The sequence below is a fragment of the Pseudomonas nitroreducens genome (assembly GCF_014204515.1).
Classification (GTDB): domain Bacteria; phylum Pseudomonadota; class Gammaproteobacteria; order Pseudomonadales; family Pseudomonadaceae; genus Pseudomonas; species Pseudomonas nitritireducens_A.
In genome coordinates, this window is sequence record NZ_JACHLI010000007.1 from 127397 (window position 1) to 145108 (window position 17712).

Consider the following 17712-nt stretch of genomic DNA (forward strand, 5'->3'; position numbering starts at 1 on the left):
CCATGAGCGACAACACTCCAACCAGCAGCCCAGACAGCACTCCCGCCGCCCCGGCCGCACAGCCTCAACGCCGTGGCCCGCTGATCGCCATCGGTGCGCTCGCCGCCGCCCTGGTGGCCGGCGGACTGGCCCTGGCCTTCGGCCTGATTCCCGCCTTCCACTCGGCGCCGGTGGGGACCCTGGAAGCGCCGGAAAACCCGGAAGTCGTGCGTGACCTCAAGCGCCCGGACGCGCTGCTCGAGAGCGCCTCCCTCAGCCAGTTGCCCAAGGCAGTGCTGGAAGTGCCGCTGCTGCGCGACGTGCTCACCGAGGACTTCGTCTTCTACTACGAGAACAACGCCGACCGTCTGGGTCTGACCGGCACCCTGCGACGCATCGTCTACGAGCACGACCTGACCCTGAAGGACAGCGTGATCGAGGAGCTGCTCGACCAGCCGGCCCAGGTCGCCCTGTGGCGCGGCGCCGACGGCCGCCTGCGCGACTTCCTGCTGGTGCTCAAGCGCGGCGGGTTGGCCAAGGTGCTGGAGCCGCTGGCCAAGGTCGCGGCCGATGACACCCAGCTGAAGAAAGTTGCGGAAATCCAGGTGAAGGGCGGCGCCACTCCGGTCTACAGCCTGCGTTACGGCGCCGAGAAAACCCTGCTGTTCGTCTCCCGCGGCGACCAGATGCTGGTGCTGTCGAACCCGAAGATGCTTTTCCCCAATCCGGAATACGACAATCTGGGCGAGCCGGATGCGGCCGTGGCCAAGGATCTGGGCGCGGCGCTGGAAGGCGAACCGCTGTTCGCCAGCGACTTCGGCCTGGAGCCGCGTGGTGAGCTGAAGCAGCGCATCACCCTGGGCGCCGGTGTGCTCGCCATGGGCTACCAGCGCTTCATCCCGACCTTCGCCGGCGTCCGCTTCGAGCAGGGCAAGGAAGGCGGTTGGCACAGCTACCTGGCGCTCAACGAAGTGGCGCGCCAGCCGGACCTGGACTTCACCCCCGTCTGGCAAGCCATGCCCATGGGCGCCAGCGCCTGCGTGGCACTGCCGGTGACACCGGGCCTGTACGACAACATGCTGGTGAAACTGGGCGCTGAAGCGAAGATGGCCGCTTCCTTCTCCGAACACCTCTCCGGCGCTGCCGGCCTGTGCTGGTACCCCGATTCGCGCCTGCATTCGCCGCTGCTGGCGGTGAAGCTCGACGCCCCGGCCGGTCCGGAGCTGGACGAGGAACTGGGCAAGCTGTTCGGCAGCATGGTCGGCGCCTACGAGGCCAACGTGGACGAGAAGGTCTTCCCGGTTCAGAGCCAGGCCGAGGGCGAAGGCCACCTGTGGCAGCGCCAGGTCAGCTCGCGCTTCGGCCAGTACCCGGCCAGCGAGGCGGAGAATCCCGACCAGGTCAGCGGCAACGGCTTCTTCCGCGTCAGCCTGCTGCGCGATGGCAACACGCTGCTGTTCTCCATCGACGACAAGCTGCTCGACAAGGCCCGCAATACCCTGGCCAAGCGCTACCCGCCGCTGGCCGACGTGCTGCCCAAGGATGCCCTGGTGCCTGCCTATCTGGCGCCCAAGACGCTTTCCGACCTGCTCAAGCGCGAGACCCTCGACAGCCTGCCGCAGGATATCGAGCCGGTATTCCGCAACGCCGCCGACACGCTGCTCCTGCCGCGCCTGAAGACGCTCGCCGGCAACGGTTCCTACGCCCTGACCCTGCCGGCCGGCAGCGAGCCCAGCGGTGAATGGAAATGGCTGCCGCTGGACTGGAAGGCGCTGTGATCCGAGCTTCCCTCACGCTGCTCGCCGGTCTGCTGGTCGCCACGCTGGCGCAGGCAACCGAGCCGGCGCTGGATGCGCAGCAGACCCAGGTGTTCCGTGCCTGGTTCGTGCGCATCGCCGAGGAGCAGCTGCGCCGTGGGCCGAACCCGCGCTGGTACCAGCAGGACTGCGCCGGCCTCGTGCGCTTCGCCGCCAACGAGGCGCTGAAGGTGCATGACGCCAAGTGGTTGCGCGCCAACGGCATGTCCAACCGCTACCTGCCGCCGGAGCTGCAACTCACCGATGCCCAGCGCAATCTGGCGCAGAGCTGGCAGCAGGGCGGCGGCAAGAGCGGCCCCTACGTCAACGCGATCAAACTCATTCAGTACAACAGCCAGCTCGTCGGCCGCGACCTCAACCAGGCCCGGCCGGGCGACCTGATGTTCTTCGACCAGGGCGATGACCAGCATCTGATGATCTGGATGGGCCGCGACATCGCTTACCACACCGGCACTCGTACGGCGACCGACAACGGCATGCGCTCGGTCAGCCTGCAACAACTCATGACATGGAAGGACACCCGATGGATACCCGACGAATCCAATCCCAACTTTATCGGCGTCTATCGCTTGTCCTTCCTGACCCGATGAACACGCTGCGCGGCGTTGCCGCTGCCCTGGCCTGTGTCGGCCTGTTCGCCGCCGCTCCCGCACTGGTGCAGGCGGACGACGACGTCCCGGCCAGCGGCTACACGCCCATGGCCGGCGAGTCGTTCTTCCTGCTCGCCGACTCCAGCTTCGCCTCCGACGAAGTGGCCAAGGTGCGCCTCGAAGCACCGGGCCGCGACTACCGTCGCTACCGCATGGAGCCCTACGGCGGTGCGGATATCCGCGTCTACCGCATCGACCAGCCGCTGGACTTCCTCAAGCGCCAGAAGAACCTGCACCGTGTGCTGTCCGAAGGCCAGTTCAAGGGCGAAGGGCTGTCCAACACCCTGGCCTACCTGTGGGACAACTGGTACCGCAAGTCGCGTCGGGTGATGCAGCGGACCTTCTCCTACGAGTCGCGCCAGCAGGTCACCGAGGTGGTGCCCGAGCTGAAGATGGGCAATGCCATCGCCGCGCCCACGCCCTATGACGCGCAGCCGCAGTACGCGCCGATTCCCGGCCTGCCGCTGGTCAGCCAGTTCCGCTACCCGCTGTGGGACGCCAAGCCCATCCAGCCGCCGAAGGAAGTCACCCTCGCCGGTTCCTCCAGCGAATTCATCAACGTCGCCCCGGGCAACGTCTACGTGCCGCTGGGCAAGCTCAAGCCCGGCCTCTATCTGGTGGAAGCGCTGGTGGGCAAATACCGCGCGACCACCGTGGTATTCGTCTCCAACAGCGTTGCGGTGAGCAAGATCGCCGGTAACGAGCTGCTGGTGTGGACCGCGCGCAAGCATGAAGGCACGCCGGTCGGCGGCGCCAAGGTGCTGTGGACCGACGGCCTGGGCGTGATGAGCAGCGGCAGCAGCGACGCCGACGGCCTGCTGCGCCTGCAGCACGTCAGCCCCGAGCGTTCCTTCGTGATCGGCGAGGACGAGGAGGGCGGCGTCTTCGTCTCCGAGAACTTCTATTACGACAGCGAAATCTACGACACCAAGCTCTACGCCTTCACCGACCGCCCGCTGTACCGTCCGGGCGACTGGGTGTCGCTGAAGATCGTCGGCCGCGAGTTCAAGAACTCCCGCGAATCGCAGTCGCCGCAGAGCGCGCCGCTGCGCCTGTCGGTGATCGACGCCGCCGGCACCACGCTGCAGACCCTGGACCTCAAGTACGACGCCAGGAGCGGCACCAACGGTCGCTTCCAGCTGCCGGCCAACGCCGTCGCCGGCGGCTACGAGCTGCGCTTCGACTACCGCGACCAGACCTACAGCAGCGCCTTCCGCGTCGCCGAGTACATCAAGCCGCACTTCGAAATTTCCCTGGACCTGGCCAAGCCCGACTTCAAGACCGGCGAGCCGGTGAAGGGCAACCTGATCCTGCTCTACCCGGACGGCAAGCCGGTGGCCAATGCGCGCCTGGAACTGAGCCTGCGCGCCCAGCAGCTGTCCATGGTGGACAACGAGCTGCAGTACCTGGGCCAGTTCCCCGTGGAGCTGACCAGCGCGCAGATCACCACCGACGACCAGGGCCGCGCCGCACTGGACCTGCCGGCGGCGGAGAAGCCCAGCCGCTACATGCTCACCGTGTTCGCCAGCGATGGCGCCGCGTACCGGGTGAAGACCAGCAAGGAAATCCTCATCGAGCGTGGCGCCGCGCGTTATCGCGTGAGCGCGCCGCAGCGCTTCAGCGCCGCCGGTGACAAGGTCGAGTTCAGCTACGCCGCCGAACAGCAGACGCAGATCCAGCCGACCGCCTACCGCTGGCTGCGCCTGGAAGACCGCAGCAGCGGTGACGGCGCGGTGGACGGCGGCAAGTTCGCCATCACCTTCGACAAGCCCGGCACCTACAGCGTCGAGATGCGCGACAAGGCCGGCCAACTGCTCGGCGGCACCGGCCACTCGGTCAGCGGCGACGGCGTGAAGGCCGTGCCGGGCACCGTGGAGATCGTCCTCGACAAGGCCGAGTACCAGGCCGGTGAAGAAGCCCTGGCGCTGATCACCTTCCCGGAAGCCGTGGACGATGCGCTGCTGTCGCTGGAGCGTGACAAGGTCGAGGCCACCGCACTGCTGTCCAAGGGCGGCGACTGGCTGAAGCTGGAAAAGCTCAACCCGACCCAGTACCGCGCACGCATCCCGGTGAAACCGGAGTTCTCGCCGAACCTGACCTTCTCCGTGCTCTACACCCGCAGCGGCGACTACAGCTTCCAGAACGCCGGCATCAAGGTCGCCGTGCCGCAGGTGGAGATCGCCGTCAGCACCGACAAGGAACGCTACGAGCCGGGCGAGACGGTGACCGTCAACCTCGACACCGCCTACGCCGGCAAGCCGGTCTCCAGCCACCTCACCGTCAGCGTGGTGGACGAGATGATCTACGCGCTGCAGCCGGAGATCGCTCCGGGCATCGACCAGTTCTTCTACCACCCGCGCCGCAACAACGTGCGCACCAGCGCCAGCCTGGCGTTCATCAGCTACGATGTCGCACTGCCCGGCACGCCCAGCGCGCCCGGCCGCGCCAACCGCAGCGAGCGTGGGGTGAAGGTGCTGGAGCGTCCGCGCCGCGAGGAAGTCGACACCGCCGCCTGGGAACCGGAGCTGGTCACCGATGCCAACGGCAAGGCGCAGTTCAAGTTCCGCATGCCCGATTCCCTGACCCGCTGGCGCATCACCGCCCGCGCCATGGATGACCAGGGCCAGGTCGGCCAGAAGAAACAGTTCATCCGCTCCGAGAAACCGCTGTACCTGAAGTGGAGCGGGCCGAAACGCTTCCGCACGGGGGATGCGCCGGACCTCGGCCTGTTCGTCTTCAACCAGGGCGAGCAGGACACCAAGGCCGAACTGCTGATCCGCGCCAACGGCGCGGAGAAGACCCAGGCGCTGGAGCTCAAGCGTGGCGTCAACTACATCGCCCTGCCGCAGCAGCCGCTCAGCGATGGCGACTGGAGCATGGAGCTGCGCCAGGACGGGCAGGTACGCGACAGCCTCGGCGTGCACTTCAGCCTGGTGGCCGACAGCTGGCAGGTGCTGCAGTCCAGGCCGCTGCAGGTCAACGCGCAGAACACCCCGCTGCAACTGCCGGCGGATGCCCGCGACGTGACCCTGCGGCTGGACGACAGCGCCCAGGCCCTGCTGCGCGGCAATCTCGACGCGCTGCTCGACTATCCCTGGGGCGGCGTTGAGCAGACCGCCAGCCAGCTGCTGCCGCTGAGCATCGCCTACCCGACGCTGGCCAGCGCCGAGCCGCGCGTACGTGACCGCCTGCGCCTGATCCTGCAGACCAGCCGCCTGCGCCTGGTGCAGATGGCCGGTCCGGACGCCTACTTCACCTGGTGGGGCGGCGAAGACAACGATGCCTTCCTCACCGCCTACGCCTACTACGCCGACTGGTACGCCAGCCGCGCGCTGGAAATCCAGCTGCCGGCGGATCACTGGCAGCGCGTGCTGGAGCTGTACTCCGCGCGCGCCAGCGCCACGCCGCTGCTGCAGCGCGCGCTGATCCTGGCCTTCGCCCGCGACATGCAGCTGCCGGTGCAGACCCTGGTCAGCGGCCTGCTCACCGACCTGCAGAACGCCGGCGACGGTGAGTCGGCCAAGTCGATCAACGAGCTCGACATCGATGGCAGCCTGGTCATGGGCCAGCCGGATTCCGAGCTGGGCCTGGCCGTTGCCCGCGTGCTCGCCGCCAGCCTCGCCGAGCAGAACAAGGTCGCGCTGCCGGCGGGCTTCGCCAAGCAGCTGGATGGCGCGCGCCTGAAGCTGAATACCAGCGAGCAGCCGTTCGCCCGCGCGGTGCAGCTCTACAGCGGTCCGGTGGATGCCAGCCGCGCCCGTACGCTGCTGCAGAGCCTCGCTCCGCAGCAGTCCACCCTCGAGCGCGCCCTGGCCCTGGCCTGGACGCAGCGTGCCGTAGCGGCCGCTCCGGCGGCGGAACTGCCGCAGCCGGTGGCGGACTGGAAGCAAGGCCGCAGCACCACTGGCGATGCCTTCTGGCAATGGCAGGGCCAACAGGCTCCGGCTCAGCTCGATCTGAGCGCCGCGCCTCCACGCACGCTCAACGCTTCGCTCACCTTCCGCAGCGCCGAGGCTCCGGCCAGCCAACTGCCGGTGACCATCAAGCGCCGCCTGCTGCGCCTGGTGCCGGGCGACGAGGCCTTCAACTTCAAGGCCGAAGAGCTGGGCAACAAGCCGCTGTCCAGCGACGAGCTGTACCTGGATGAAGTGACCCTCAGCACCGATCAGGCCCAGGCCCTGCGCTACGGCATGCTGGAAGTGCCGCTGCCGCCGGGCGCGGACGTCGAGCGCACCACCTGGGGCCTGCAGATCAGCGGCCTGGGCGGCGTCGAGGCGACCAGCCTGGAGCGCGCACGCAACGAGCCGGGTGACCTGTTCTACGGTGTGCCGGTGGATACCTTGAGTGGCGAGCTTCGCTTCCGCCACCTGGTGCGCTTCTCGCAGAAGGGCGAGTTCGTCCTGCCGCCGGCGCGTTATCAGCGCCTGTATGCGCCGCAGGAGCAGGCGCTGGAGCAGCAGCCGGCCCTGGCGAAGATCAAGGTCCAGTAAGCCATGCGCGCGTGCCTGGCCGGGCTGATCCTGCTGTTGCCGCTGAGCGCCCTCGCGGCGCCCGGCGGGCAAGAGCAGGCGCAACTGGCCTGGCGCACCGCACAGGGCGATGAATTGCTGCGGCTCGGGCCGCAGCAGGTACTCGACCGCCAGCCGCTGCCGGCGGACCTGCACGCGCCGCTGGGCAGCCTGTGGAAACTTTTCGTCTATGCCTGGCTCAGCGACACCGGCCAGCAGGAGCCGGCCTACCAGTGCCGTGGCGAGAGCCGCGAAGAGGTCTATTGCTGTTCCGCCGGGCAGAGCATCGAGCGCGACGCCGCGCTGGTGAAATCCTGCGGCCTGTATTTCCAGCCGCAGCGCCTGGGCATCGATGGCGCGCTCTGGCAGCAGTACTGGCAGGCGCGCCAGGCGCCGGCCTGGATCGCCCAGCTGGACAAGCTGGCGCCGCAGACCCAGGTCCCGGTCGCCGAATTGCTTGATCAGCTGCAACACCTGCCGGCTCAGGAGCAGGCACGCAAGGTGCTGCTCGACGTCAGCCTGGCCGCCGACGAAGGCCGCGCACCGGCTGCACTGGGCGGACGCCTGCGAATCAAGACCTGGAGCTGGGACGAAGGTGGCAAGCGCGAAGGTGGTTTCGCCGGCTGGCTGGTCGATGGCACGCCGCTTTGGGCGCGCGGGTCGGGTACCAGCAAGACAATGCTGGCCAAGTACGGCAATGCCATCGGTGCGGCTTTGCCTGCGCCCTGGCCCAGCGATCCTGGGCGCTGCGTGGAGGTTGGACTGTTCAGCCGCTATCCGTTGAAAGAGGTCTACGACGCCCGCAACCAACCGGCTGCCGAAGGCCTGCTGCAAGGTCGGCAGAACGTGCTGTTCGCCAATGGCGTCCGCCTTGATGTGAACAGCAGCGGTGACCTTTTCCTCGAACGCGATGCGCAGGGCCCGCGCCTCACCGCGCGCCTGTCTCGCGAGGAATACGTCGCCCGCGTGCTCGACCGCGAGGCTTCCGCCACGCCGCCGGAAGCGGCCAAGGCGCTGGCGGTGACCATCCGTACCTACCTGTTGCAGAACGGCGCGCCGCGCGGCGACTGCCTGAGCATCGATGACAGCAGCCAGCGCCAGCGCGTGGCGCCGCGCCCGGCCAGCGAGGCGGCGCGCGGCATCGCCGCCTGGACCGCCGATCTGGTCCTGGCCGGCGGCACCGTCACCTATCACTCGGACGAGGCCGGGCAGTCGAAACTGTCCTGGCGCGATGCCCAGGAGCAGGCGGCCAAGGGCCTGCGCTACGACGCCATTCTTGCTCGCGCCTTCCCGCGCACCAGCCTCAGCCGCTGGAGCAACCCGATCGCCGCCTGCCAACCGCTGCCCGAGGCCGAGCGCTGGCTCAAGGCGCAGCGCCGCGACTGGCGGCCGCGCCTGGAAGGCGAGGCGGGCTACGAAGAGTTGCAGTCCTTCGCCGTCTGCCGCCTGAGCAGTGGCCGCCCCTATGTCGACCGCGAGCGCCAGCGCATCTTCGTGCGCGGCCTGTACTCCCAGCAGGATCGCCTGGACCTGACTCACGAATACCTGCACCTGGCCTTCCAGGCGCACCCCAACGGACAAGACGAGGGCTACGTGGAAAGCCTGGCCCGTCGCCTGATACTGGAATGATCGCCATGACACTCGCCCATGCGCTCCGCCTGACCCTGCTCGCCAGCCTGATCCCGCTGGGCGCCCAGGCCGCCGACTCGCCGATCCGCCTGGACACCCCGCTGGGCGGCTGGCGCGCGGGCGACGGCGACAAGGCCGACTTCCGGCAGACGGTGAACTACCCGGCGTCCTCGGTGAACTCGCGGGACGACCAGTCCGACACCGCGCGCATCCGCGGCGAAATCCGTGGCCTGCCCAAGGACAGCAAGGAGCCGGCGCGCCTGGTGGTCAATGGCGTGGCGATGCCGATGCGAGTGGAAAACGATGGCAGTTTCGATCGTCCGTTTGCCTTCCCGGCAGGCTCCAACAGCGTCGAGGTGATCAGCCCGAACGGCCAGCAGCACAAGCGCGTGCAGTTCTACCATGGCGGTGGCGGCGGTGAAGTGGCAGCCAAGTTGCGGGTGCTGCTGTCCTGGGACTCGGACAACACCGACCTCGACCTGCACCTGGTGACGCCCGATGGCGGCCACGTCTGGTACGGCAACCGCTCGCTGCCCAACGGCGCGGCCCAGGACGTCGACGTGACCACCGGCTACGGCCCGGAGATTATCGCCAGCCCGACGCCGCTCAAGGGCCAGTATCTGGTCTACGTGAACTACTACGGTGGTGGCTGGAGTTCGGATGACAGCTCCGGCGACGTCAACGCGGCCAAGCCGCTGACCACGGCGCAGGTGACCATCGTCACGGAGGAGGGGACGGTGAACGAGAAGCAGGAGTCCTTCCTGATCCCGATGCGTCAGCCGGGGGAGCTGACCCTGGTGAAGCGGTTCAGTTATCCCTGACTGCAATCTGAAGCTCTCGTAGGAGCGGACTCCGTCCGCGATGGGCTCCGGCGCGAGGCGAACCTGTCGCGGACAAGGTCCGCTCCTACAGGGGCACGCCACGCTCGGTTTGTAGGGCGAATAACGCGCCAGCGTTATCCGCCGTCGCGGCTTTGGCGCATAACCCGTTCCGGGTTATGCGCCCTACCTACTGAACGCTGCGAGCTCGGCGTCTATTGGGGTACGCGGCTTCTGCTTGGGGGTAAGGCTTTCAGCGCCGCTTCGGCGTGCGCGCGACCTTCTTGTTTCGCCCCCCTCGGGCGACCTACTTTGGCAAACGACCCAAAGTAGGCAAAGGTCTTGCCCCTGACATCCGGCTTTTCGCTTCGCGAAAAGTACCCTCGGTTCTTCGGAGTTTCAGGGGCCCGAACTAGGCGTCCCCCTGACGAAGGGCCGTCCCTGGCCCATCGCAGCTCTCGCGACCTCCATGTCGCTCAACCCCTGAAACTCCGATCACCTTCGGCCTCCTGAAAGGGGCACTTCGGAGTGCGCGGATATTTCTCCGGAAGACTTTTAAGAGCCAGAGCCAGAGCCAGAGCCAGAGCCAGAGCCAGAGCCAAAGTTGGATACGCTTTTCGTAGGAGCGAGCTTGCTCGCGAACAGCGCCTGTTGGCGCTGCCTGAAATCAGCCCTGCTGATCCGCCTGCCAAGCCTCGATCACTTCCTGCGCCGCGCGGAAGGCATCGATAGCCGCCGGAACCCCGGCGTACACCGCGCAATGCAACAGCGCCTCGCGAATCTCCTCCACCGTGCAGCCGTTGTTCAGCGCGCCGCGCACGTGGCCCTTCAGCTCCTGCGGGCACTTGAGCGCAGTCAGCGCAGCCAGGGTGATCAGGCTACGGGTCTTGCGTGGCAGGCCCTCGCGGTTCCACACGCCGCCCCAGGCGTGCTCGTTGACGAAATCCTGCAACGGCTGGGTAAAGTCGGTGGCGTTGTTCAGCGCGCGGTCGACGAAGGCGTCGCCCATCACTTCCCGGCGAACCTGCTCGCCGGCCTTGCGGTTGTCGTTGCTCATTCCAGCTCCTTCAGAGTCCTTCCAGGCGTACCGGCGCGGTGCCGGAGCGCAGCATGTTGAGTTGTTCGGCGGCGGCCTTGGAGACGTCGATGATGCGCCCACGGCCGAACGGCCCGCGGTCGTTGATGCGCACCACGACGCTGCGGCCATTGTCGAGGTTGGTGACCTTCACCCGAGTGCCGAAGGCCAGGGTTCGGTGCGCGGCGGTCAGGGCGTTCTGGTTGAAGCGCTCGCCGCTGGCGGTGCGCTTGCCATGGTGCGCCTTGCCGTAATAGGAAGCGGTGCCTTCGGCGCGGTAGCCGCGGCCGGAGACCTCCGAATCGCTGTCGTATGACGTGGTGCTACAGCCGGCCAGCAGGGCCAGGCAGCCGACGAGGGCCATGGGTCGCAGCATCGAACCTCCGGACGAAAAAACGCCGGGCAAGCCCGGCGTCGTTGAAGTTTGGGCTCAGGCTTCGAGCTTCTTCTTCAGCAGTTCGTTCACTTGCGCCGGGTTGGCCTTGCCCTTCGCGGCCTTCATGGCCTGGCCGACGAAGAAGCCGAACATCTTGCCGCGCTTGGCTTCGTCGCTGGCGCGGTACTGTTCGACCTGCTCGGCGTTGGCTGCCAGTACGTCGTCGAGCAGCTTCTCGACGGCGCCCGAGTCGGTGTTCTGCACCAGGTCCTTGGCCTTGATGATCTCGTCCGGCGAGCCTTCACCTTCGGCCAGGGCGGCGAACACGGTCTTCGCCGCCTTGCCGTTGATGGTGCCGTCCTTCAGACGCAGGATCATCTCGCCCAGGTGCTGGGCGGATACCGGCGACTGCTCGATTTCCAGGCCGTCCTTGTTGAGCAGGCTGGACAGCTCGCCCATCACCCAGTTGGCCGCCAGCTTGGCGTCGCCGCAGGTGGTCTGTACCTGTTCGAAGTAGTCGGCCATCTCGCGGCTGGCGGACAGCACGCTGGCGTCGTAGGCGGACAGGCCGTACTGGCTCTCGAAGCGCTCGCGCTTCTGGTCCGGCAGCTCCGGCAGCTGGCCGCGCAGTTCTTCGAGGAAGGCACGCTCGATCACCACCGGCAGCAGGTCCGGGCAGGGGAAGTAACGGTAGTCGTTGGCTTCTTCCTTGCTGCGCATGGAGCGCGTTTCGTCCTTGTTCGGGTCGTACAGGCGGGTTTCCTGCACGACCTTGCCGCCGTCCTCGATCAGCTCGATCTGGCGCTGCACTTCGTGGTTGATCGCCTTCTCGATGAAGCGGAAGGAGTTCACGTTCTTGATCTCGGCACGGGTGCCGAACTCGGCCTGGCCCTTCGGCCGCACCGAGACGTTGCAGTCGCAACGCAGCGAGCCTTCGGCCATGTTGCCGTCGCAGATGCCCAGGTAGCGCACCATGGCGTGGATCGCCTTGACGTAGGCCACGGCTTCCTTGGCGCTGCGGATGTCCGGCTCGGAGACGATCTCCAGCAGCGGCGTGCCGGCGCGGTTCAGGTCGATGCCGCTCATGCCGTGGAAGTCTTCGTGCAGGCTCTTGCCGGCGTCTTCTTCCAGGTGCGCGCGGGTGATGCCGACGCGCTTGATGGTGCCGTCTTCCAGGGTGATGTCCAGATGCCCCTTGCCGACGATGGGGTGGTCCATCTGGCTGGTCTGGTAGCCCTTGGGCAGGTCCGGGTAGAAGTAGTTCTTGCGCGCGAAGACGTTGCGCTCGGCGATCTCGGCGTTGATCGCCAGGCCGAACTGGCAGGCCATGCGCACGGCTTCCTGGTTCAGCACCGGCAGCGTGCCGGGCATGGCCAGGTCGACCAGGCTGGCCTGGGTGTTCGGTTCGGCGCCGAAGGTGGTGGCGCTACCGGAGAAGATCTTCGATTGGGTGGAGAGCTGTGCGTGGATTTCCAGCCCGATCACGGTTTCCCATTGCATGTGTGTCGTCCTCAGAATCCAGCCGGTGCTTGTTTGTGCCAGTCGCTGACCAGTTGGTACTGGTGCGCGACGTTGAGCAGGCGGCCTTCCTGGAAGTACGGCGCGAGCAGCTGGACACCCACCGGCAGGCCATCGACGAAGCCGGCGGGCATGGACAGCCCCGGGATGCCGGCGAGGTTGGCGGTGATGGTGTAGATGTCTTCCAGGTACTGGGCGACCGGGTCGTTGTTCTTCTCGCCCAGCTTCCAGGCCGGATTCGGCGTGGTCGGGCCGAGGATCACGTCGACTTCGGCGAAGGCGCTGACGAAATCGTTCTTGATCAGGCGGCGAATTTTCTGAGCCTTCAGGTAATACGCGTCGTAGTAGCCGGCGGAAAGCGCGTAGGTGCCGACCATGATGCGGTTCTTCACCTCGGCGCCGAAGCCTTCGGCGCGGGAGCGCTTGTACAGGTCCTGCAGGTCCTTCGGGTCCTCGCAGCGGTAGCCGTAGCGCACGCCGTCGAAACGCGACAGGTTGGAGCTGGCTTCTGCGGGCGCGATCACATAATAGGCAGGGATCGCGTGCTGCATGTTCGGCAGGGAAATCTCCTTGACCACCGCGCCGAGCTGCTTGAGCTGCTCGACCACTTTCATCACCGTGTCGGCGATGCGGCTGTCCAGGCCGGCGCCGAAGTACTCCTTCGGCAGGCCGATGCGCAGGCCGGTCAGCGGCTTGGCCAGGGCGGCGAGGTAATCGTCCACCGGCTGGTCGACGCTGGTGGAGTCCTTCGGATCGAAGCCGGCCATGGCGCCGAGCATCAGCGCGCAGTCCTCGGCGGTGCGGGCCAGCGGGCCGCCCTGGTCGAGGCTGGAGGCGTAGGCGATCATTCCCCATCGGGAAACCCGTCCATAGGTGGGCTTGATGCCGGTGAGGTTGGTCAGCGCCGCCGGCTGACGGATCGAGCCGCCGGTGTCGGTGCCGGTGGCGGCCGGGATCAGGCGCGCGGCCACGGCGGCGGCGGAACCACCGGAGGAGCCGCCCGGTACGCGGGAGGTGTCCCAGGGGTTCTTCACCGCGCCGTAGTGGCTGGATTCGTTGGCCGAGCCCATGGCGAACTCGTCCATGTTCAGCTTGCCCAGGCTCACGGTGCCGGCGTCGGCCAGGCGCTCGACGACGGTGGCGTCGTAGGGCGAGACGAAGGCATCGAGAATCTTCGAACCACAACTGGTGCGCACGCCCTGGGTGCAGAACAGGTCCTTGTGGGCGATCGGTGCGCCGAGCAGGGCGCCGGTCTCGCCTTTGGCGCGCCGCTCGTCGGCCGCCCTGGCCTGGGCCTGGGCGCTTTCCTCGGTGACGGTGATGAAGCTGTTCAGCTGCGGGTCGAGCTGCTGGATGCGCGCGAGCAGGGCTGTGGTCAGTTCCTGGGCGGAGAATTGCTTGTCGGCGAGTCCGCGGGCGACTTCGGCGAGGGTCAATTGATGCAGCATATGTCCGTGTCCTTAGCGCTTACTCGATGACTTTCGGGACGAGGTAAAGGCCGTCTTCCACGGCCGGCGCGATGGCCTGGTAGGCTTCGCGGCGGTTCTCCTCGGTGACGGCGTCGGCACGCAGGCGCTGCGTGGCTTCCAGCGGGTGGGCCAGGGGCTCCACGCCGTCGGTGTCGACCGCCTGCATGGCGTCGATCAGGCCGAGGATGTTGTTCAGGGTGTCGGTGGTCCGCGAAATGTCGGCTTCCGCCAGGCCCAGACGGGCGAGGTGGGCGATCTTTTCCACGTCGGAGCGTTCAAGCGCCATCGGGGTCTCCAGCTAGAGCGGCCCGGTTCGAACTGGACCTGGCCGGAAGGAATGGGTGGGGCAGGGAACAGAACCCGCGGCGAATGGTCGAAGGCCGCTGGGACGGGCCGGCAGGCCCGAAAAACGAGGAATCTAGCATAAATTGCCGCCTTGCCCAAAACCCCCGTCATTGTTAGAGTTTGCCGCACTTTTTTACCCGCGCACTTTTCACCCACGCGCCACCTATGGGTTTCTTTCCAATGTTCAAAAAACTGCGTGGCATGTTCTCCAGTGATCTGTCGATCGACCTGGGCACTGCCAATACCCTTATTTATGTGCGCGAGCGCGGCATCGTCCTGAACGAACCGTCCGTGGTCGCCATTCGTAGCCACGGCAGCCAGAAGAGCGTGGTAGCGGTCGGTACCGAAGCCAAGCGCATGCTGGGCCGTACCCCGGGCAACATCGCCGCCATCCGTCCGATGAAGGACGGCGTGATCGCCGACTTCAGCGTCTGCGAGAAGATGCTGCAGTACTTCATCAACAAGGTGCACGAGAACAGCTTCCTGCAGCCCAGCCCGCGTGTGCTGATCTGCGTACCGTGCAAGTCCACCCAGGTGGAACGCCGCGCCATCCGTGAATCGGCCCTGGGCGCCGGCGCACGTGAGGTGTACCTGATCGAAGAGCCGATGGCCGCGGCCATCGGCGCCGGCCTGCCGGTGGAAGAGGCCCGTGGTTCCATGGTCGTCGACATCGGCGGCGGCACCACCGAGATCGCCCTGATCTCCCTCAACGGCGTGGTCTACGCCGAATCCGTCCGCGTCGGCGGCGACCGCTTCGACGAAGCCATCGTCACCTACGTGCGCCGCAACTACGGCAGCCTGATCGGCGAATCCACCGCCGAGCGCATCAAGCAGGAAATCGGCACCGCCTTCCCGGGCGGCGAAGTCCGCGAAGTCGACGTCCGTGGCCGCAACCTGGCCGAAGGCGTACCGCGCAGCTTCACGCTGAATTCCAACGAGGTGCTCGAAGCGCTGCAGGAATCCCTGGCGACCATCGTCCAGGCGGTCAAGAGCGCCCTGGAGCAATCCCCGCCGGAACTGGCTTCGGACATCGCCGAGCGCGGTCTGGTGCTGACCGGTGGCGGCGCGCTGCTGCGCGACCTGGACAAGCTGCTTGCCCAGGAAACCGGCCTGCCGGTGATCGTCGCCGAAGACCCGCTGACCTGCGTCGCCCGTGGCGGCGGCAAGGCGCTGGAAATGATGGACCGTCATTCGATGGACCTGCTTTCCACCGAATAAGGTAGGAAAGTTCTGTAAAGGTTGGTTGACGTTTCGTCTTTGCTGGTGAAACTTCAACCGACCTCGCACAGCTAGGAGCCGGTCATCAAACCGATATTCTCCAAAGGGCCCTCGCTGGGCGCGCGCCTGCTGGTGCTCGCTGTCCTGTCGGTCGCCTTGATGGTGGTCGACGCCCGCTTCGATTATCTGAAACCGGTACGCAGCCAGATGGGCCTCGTGCTGAGTCCTTTCTATGGCGTCGCCGATTTCCCCGTGCGTGCGTGGGAAGGCGTGCGCGACCAGTTCACCAGCCGCAGCGAGCTGCAGGCCGAGAACGAGCGCCTGAAGGCCGAGCAACTGTTGATGCAGCGCCGCCTGCAGAAGCTGGCCACCCTCACCGAACAGAACGTGCGCCTGCGTGAGCTGCTCAACTCCTCCGCGCTGGTCGACGACAAGGTGCTGGTGGGCGAGCTGATTGGCGTCGACCCCAACCCCTTCACCCAGCGCATCCTGATCGACAAGGGCGAGAAGGACGGCGTGTTCCAGGGCCAGCCGGTGCTCGACGCCAGCGGCCTGATGGGCCAGGTGGTCGAGGTCATGCCTTACACCGCGCGCGTGCTGCTGCTGACCGATACCACCCACAGCATTCCGGTGCAGGTGAACCGCAATGGCCTGCGCGCCATCGCCGTGGGCACCGGCAACCCGGAACGCCTGGAACTGCGCTACGTCGCCGACACCGCCGATATCAAGGAAGGCGACCTGCTGGTCAGCTCCGGCCTTGGCCAGCGCTTCCCCGCCGGTTACCCGGTGGCGGTGGTCAAGGAGGTGCTGCACGACACCGGCGGGCCGTTCGCCACCATCCGCGCGGTGCCGACCGCCAAGATGAACCGCAGCCGCTACGTGTTGCTGGTCTTCACTGACAGCCGCACGCCCGAGCAGCGCGCCACCGATGCCGCCGAAGCCCAGGCCGAAGCCGACCGCAAGGCCGCCGAGTCTGCCGCGCCCGGTGCCGCCACGTCGCCGACCGCGCCGCCGCATAACGGCGCGCAACCGGCCGCACCGGCCGCACCGTCTGCACCTGTCACGCCAGCGGCCCAGCCGGCGGGTGGCCATAATGGCACTGCGCCCGCAGCGCCCGGCGCTCCGGCCGCGCATCCCGATGCAAGGGCCCGACACTGATGGCCGCACAGGGCTCCAACAACGGCTGGGCGATCTGGCTGACCCTGCTGCTGGCGTTGCTGCTGTCGGTGGCGCCGATGCCCAGCTTCATGGAGATCGGCCGTCCGCTGTGGCTGGCGATGTTCCTCACCTACTGGGTGCTCTACCTGCCGCAGAAGGTCGGCATGCTCAGCGCCTGGGTGCTGGGCGTGGCCGAGGACGTGCTGTACGGCAGCCTGCTGGGACAGAACGCGCTGATCCTCAGCCTGATCATTTTCCTGGTGCTGGCGCTGCATCAGCGCCTGCGCATGTTCCCCATCTGGCAGCAGTGCCTGGTGCTGCTGGTGGTCTTCGGTCTCGCCCAACTGGTCCAGCTGTGGATCAGCGCCCTGACCGGCAACCGCCCGCCGACCCTGGTGTTCCTCCTGCCGGCGCTGGTCAGCGCGCTGCTCTGGCCCTGGGTCTATACGCTGCTGCGGGCCCTGCGGCTGCGCCTGAACATCAACTGATCGCCCCCCTGGCGGGGCAATCGCCGGGCCCGCGTCGCGCGGACCCGCTTCGGAGTCCCTGATGGCCCAGCTGTACCTCGCCTCCAGTTCGCCGCGCCGCCGCGAGCTGCTCACCCAGATCGGCCTGCCGTTCCATATCGTGCCCGCCTCCATCGACGAAACGCCGCAGCCCGGCGAGTCGGCGCTCGCCTATGTCGAACGCCTGGCTCGCGGCAAGGCCCAGGCGGGGCTGAACTTCCTCGCCCAGCGCGCCGACGTCTGCGTGCTCGGCGCCGATACCGCCGTGGTGCTGGATGGGCGCATCCTCGGCAAGCCGCTGGATCGCGACGACGCGCTGGCCACCCTGCGCCAGCTGTCCGGGCGCGAGCACGAGGTGCTGACCGCCGTGGCGGTGGCCGACCGCGAGCGCTGCGAAGCCCGCGTGGTCAGCAGCCGGGTGACCTTCCGCGAGATTTCCGTCGAGGAAGCCGAGCGCTACTGGGAAACCGGCGAGCCCCAGGACAAGGCCGGTGGCTATGCTATCCAGGGGCTCGCGGCGATCTTCGTCAGCCGCGTCGAGGGCAGCTACAGCGCCGTGGTCGGCCTGCCTTTATGCGAAACCTCGGCATTGCTGGCTGACTTCTCCATCCCTAGCTGGCAGTCTTGATCGGAAAGTAGCGCTGGC

At 67.2% G+C, this 17712-nt stretch carries 14 protein-coding genes; 9 read left to right on the top strand and 5 right to left on the bottom strand.

Annotation, left to right across the window (positions count from 1 at the left end):
• The first annotated feature begins 2 nt into the window (after nt 1–2).
• The 5 genes from HNP46_RS11540 to HNP46_RS11560 are packed head-to-tail and all read left to right on the top strand — an operon-like array spanning nt 3 to nt 9404.
• The gene (locus HNP46_RS11540; RefSeq protein WP_184588940.1) at nt 3–1757 is read left to right on the top strand and encodes a DUF2138 domain-containing protein; all 1755 of its coding nucleotides are present in this window, start codon (nt 3–5) and stop codon (nt 1755–1757) included.
• Nucleotides 1727–2386: a DUF1175 domain-containing protein gene (locus HNP46_RS11545; protein WP_184588942.1), complete on the top strand. Its 660-nt coding sequence runs from the start codon at nt 1727–1729 to the stop codon at nt 2384–2386. The genes HNP46_RS11540 and HNP46_RS11545 overlap by 31 nt, the downstream gene beginning before the upstream one ends.
• On the top strand, nt 2383–6936 hold the full coding sequence (locus HNP46_RS11550) for an alpha-2-macroglobulin family protein (RefSeq protein WP_184588944.1): 4554 nt from the start codon (nt 2383–2385) through the stop codon (nt 6934–6936). The genes HNP46_RS11545 and HNP46_RS11550 overlap by 4 nt, the downstream gene beginning before the upstream one ends.
• A gap of 3 nt (nt 6937–6939) precedes the next feature.
• Complete coding sequence (locus HNP46_RS11555; RefSeq protein ID WP_184588946.1) at nt 6940–8583, top strand: DUF2300 domain-containing protein; 1644 nt, start codon at nt 6940–6942, stop codon at nt 8581–8583.
• 5 nt (nt 8584–8588) lie between these two features.
• The gene (locus tag HNP46_RS11560) at nt 8589–9404 is read left to right on the top strand and encodes a YfaP family protein (protein ID WP_184588948.1); all 816 of its coding nucleotides are present in this window, start codon (nt 8589–8591) and stop codon (nt 9402–9404) included.
• 664 nt (nt 9405–10068) lie between these two features.
• On the opposite strand, the gene HNP46_RS11565 is transcribed toward HNP46_RS11560, so the two are convergent.
• From HNP46_RS11565 to gatC, 5 genes are read right to left on the bottom strand one after another with little or no spacing between them, the layout of a single operon-like run.
• Nucleotides 10069–10458, bottom strand: a complete 390-nt coding sequence (locus HNP46_RS11565) for a carboxymuconolactone decarboxylase family protein (RefSeq protein WP_184588950.1) — start codon at nt 10456–10458, stop codon at nt 10069–10071.
• 10 nt (nt 10459–10468) lie between these two features.
• Nucleotides 10469–10852: a septal ring lytic transglycosylase RlpA family protein gene (locus HNP46_RS11570; RefSeq protein WP_184588952.1), complete on the bottom strand. Its 384-nt coding sequence runs from the start codon at nt 10850–10852 to the stop codon at nt 10469–10471.
• A 54-nt stretch (nt 10853–10906) separates the two neighbouring features.
• The gene (gene gatB, locus HNP46_RS11575) at nt 10907–12352 is read right to left on the bottom strand and encodes an Asp-tRNA(Asn)/Glu-tRNA(Gln) amidotransferase subunit GatB (RefSeq protein ID WP_184588954.1); all 1446 of its coding nucleotides are present in this window, start codon (nt 12350–12352) and stop codon (nt 10907–10909) included.
• Nucleotides 12353–12363: 11 nt separating this feature from the next.
• The gene (gatA, locus tag HNP46_RS11580; protein WP_184588956.1) at nt 12364–13818 is read right to left on the bottom strand and encodes an Asp-tRNA(Asn)/Glu-tRNA(Gln) amidotransferase subunit GatA; all 1455 of its coding nucleotides are present in this window, start codon (nt 13816–13818) and stop codon (nt 12364–12366) included.
• 19 nt (nt 13819–13837) lie between these two features.
• Complete coding sequence (gene gatC, locus HNP46_RS11585; protein ID WP_184588959.1) at nt 13838–14125, bottom strand: Asp-tRNA(Asn)/Glu-tRNA(Gln) amidotransferase subunit GatC; 288 nt, start codon at nt 14123–14125, stop codon at nt 13838–13840.
• Between the two features lie 239 nt (nt 14126–14364).
• Here gatC and mreB point away from each other — a divergent pair, with 239 nt between their 5' ends.
• The 4 genes from mreB to HNP46_RS11605 all read left to right on the top strand — a co-directional run bounded on the left by mreB (nt 14365) and on the right by HNP46_RS11605 (nt 17694).
• Nucleotides 14365–15402 (top strand): rod shape-determining protein MreB, encoded by a 1038-nt coding sequence (mreB, locus tag HNP46_RS11590; RefSeq protein ID WP_017518164.1) that lies wholly within the window; start codon nt 14365–14367, stop codon nt 15400–15402.
• 132 nt (nt 15403–15534) lie between these two features.
• The gene (gene mreC / locus HNP46_RS11595; protein ID WP_409372430.1) at nt 15535–16560 is read left to right on the top strand and encodes a rod shape-determining protein MreC; all 1026 of its coding nucleotides are present in this window, start codon (nt 15535–15537) and stop codon (nt 16558–16560) included.
• On the top strand, nt 16560–17048 hold the full coding sequence (gene mreD / locus HNP46_RS11600) for a rod shape-determining protein MreD (RefSeq protein WP_184588961.1): 489 nt from the start codon (nt 16560–16562) through the stop codon (nt 17046–17048). The genes mreC and mreD overlap by 1 nt, the downstream gene beginning before the upstream one ends.
• Nucleotides 17049–17109: 61 nt before the next feature.
• Nucleotides 17110–17694, top strand: a complete 585-nt coding sequence (locus tag HNP46_RS11605) for a Maf family protein (protein ID WP_184588963.1) — start codon at nt 17110–17112, stop codon at nt 17692–17694.
• Nucleotides 17695–17712 lie beyond the last annotated feature (18 nt).

Coding starts and splice junctions, on each gene's coding strand:
- HNP46_RS11540 (WP_184588940.1), top strand. CDS start 3: ATGAGCGACAACACTCCAACCAGCAGCCCAGACAGCACTCCCGCCGCC.
- HNP46_RS11545 (WP_184588942.1), top strand. CDS start 1,727: ATGGCTGCCGCTGGACTGGAAGGCGCTGTGATCCGAGCTTCCCTCACG.
- HNP46_RS11550 (WP_184588944.1), top strand. CDS start 2,383: ATGAACACGCTGCGCGGCGTTGCCGCTGCCCTGGCCTGTGTCGGCCTG.
- HNP46_RS11555 (WP_184588946.1), top strand. CDS start 6,940: ATGCGCGCGTGCCTGGCCGGGCTGATCCTGCTGTTGCCGCTGAGCGCC.
- HNP46_RS11560 (WP_184588948.1), top strand. CDS start 8,589: ATGACACTCGCCCATGCGCTCCGCCTGACCCTGCTCGCCAGCCTGATC.
- HNP46_RS11565 (WP_184588950.1), bottom strand. CDS start 10,458: ATGAGCAACGACAACCGCAAGGCCGGCGAGCAGGTTCGCCGGGAAGTG.
- HNP46_RS11570 (WP_184588952.1), bottom strand. CDS start 10,852: ATGCTGCGACCCATGGCCCTCGTCGGCTGCCTGGCCCTGCTGGCCGGC.
- gatB (WP_184588954.1), bottom strand. CDS start 12,352: ATGCAATGGGAAACCGTGATCGGGCTGGAAATCCACGCACAGCTCTCC.
- gatA (WP_184588956.1), bottom strand. CDS start 13,818: ATGCTGCATCAATTGACCCTCGCCGAAGTCGCCCGCGGACTCGCCGAC.
- gatC (WP_184588959.1), bottom strand. CDS start 14,125: ATGGCGCTTGAACGCTCCGACGTGGAAAAGATCGCCCACCTCGCCCGT.
- mreB (WP_017518164.1), top strand. CDS start 14,365: ATGTTCAAAAAACTGCGTGGCATGTTCTCCAGTGATCTGTCGATCGAC.
- mreD (WP_184588961.1), top strand. CDS start 16,560: ATGGCCGCACAGGGCTCCAACAACGGCTGGGCGATCTGGCTGACCCTG.
- HNP46_RS11605 (WP_184588963.1), top strand. CDS start 17,110: ATGGCCCAGCTGTACCTCGCCTCCAGTTCGCCGCGCCGCCGCGAGCTG.